Annotated in this window: 1 protein-coding gene; it reads right to left on the bottom strand. The window is 28.6% G+C overall.

The features are described from left to right. Positions 1 to 135: 135 nt before the first annotated feature. A complete protein-coding gene (locus BUB34_RS12865; RefSeq protein ID WP_073127875.1) occupies positions 136 to 1,200 on the bottom strand; it encodes a hypothetical protein in 1,065 nt (354 codons plus the stop codon). Between the last annotated feature and the right edge of the window lie 259 nt (positions 1,201 to 1,459).

The raw sequence follows: 1,459 nt of genomic DNA, 5'->3' as shown, positions 1-1,459 counted from the left end.
AAAAATAATAGCGCTGATAGTAATTAGTCCATTTTTGTCTAACGACAATTATGGATTTTTTATTACCATCAACGCTAAATATTATACAGCCCTTTTTAGTTCGCCCTTTTTTGATATTAATTTAAATCTTATTATTTAATAGTTTCTATTCATCGGAAACATATTTTTCATCATCATATTTTGTAAATATGAATAATAACTCATCCACATATCATTTATGTCTTGATATTGATTTATATAAGGTTCAATATATGGCATATCTAAACTTGGGTATTCGTTATATAGTTCCCCTGTAAATTGCATAGGAGACATATCATACATAGGACTTACATAAGTTGAACATAAATTACCTGATAAAGATTCGATATCCTCTATATATATTATTTCATCATCCCCGTATTGACCTGCTACATTATTACATTGATCTTCACAATTTATATATTGTTGATAACCCTTTACTGTTTTGCATGGATTATACTCTTGGCATGGTTCTTGATATTTACATATATCTTTTTCCTCGTACTGTGGCTTAATATCACATTGTGATAATTTGTTGCTACATTTAGCAATCATTTCTTGACATTTTTTAGATTTAAGTTCATATTCTTTTGCCTTATCACCTGCAGATTTATAACATTTTAAAGCTTTTTCATCATACTTCATAGCTTGATTATATAAATCTTTAGCTTTTTCATTGTATTCTTGAGCTTTTTCGTATAGACATCTAGCTTCTTCACAACTTTGATCAGCTTCTTTTTCTACACACTTAGCCTCTTTATACAAGCATTTAGCTTGTTCACAAAGTTCTTCTGCTTTTTCCATAAGTTGTTTAGCTTTACATTCAGCTTCTTTTCCAGCCCCTTCACTAGAATTAGCATTTTTTAATAACTTATTAGCTTTAGCTGATAATACTTTTGCTTTTTTTTCTAATTCTTCTGCGTTTTCAAAAGCATCTACTGCCTTACATTCGCAATCCAATGCCTTTTCAAATAATTTTTCAGCCTTTTCTGCTAAATCAGCACATTTATCTACACATGTTATTTCATAATCCTCTATAGGACATTCTACATATTTTTTCACCGGTTTTTTACAATACTTACTTTTAGTAGTTGGTTTACAATTATTTATTGTTTCACTATCAACATTACAATTCTCATATTGAGGAGTGCATGAGCACCACTGTTTTTTTTTCTTTTTCATAATACGCCAAACCCCTTTGCTGTATTTTAAAATTTGCATAAAAATAATTTATGTCATTTATTATAATTATATGATTAGTATTTAATGTGGTTACTAGTCTAGTAGTTATTTCATATAACTGAGGTAAATTGTGACCCTAATATATCAGTATATCTATATTTTTGCATAAAAAAATGACCTATAAATAGGTCACCTTGACTGACACCTAACGGTTGTCAGTTTTTTTGTATTCAAATTTACTACCACAGTTTGGACAAAT

Origin of the sequence: Asaccharospora irregularis DSM 2635 (assembly GCF_900129815.1) — a bacterium.
GTDB classification, from domain to species: Bacteria; Bacillota; Clostridia; order Peptostreptococcales; family Peptostreptococcaceae; genus Asaccharospora; species Asaccharospora irregularis.
Note: the sequence above shows the minus strand (reverse complement) of the source record. Positions and strands in the feature narration are given on the sequence as shown.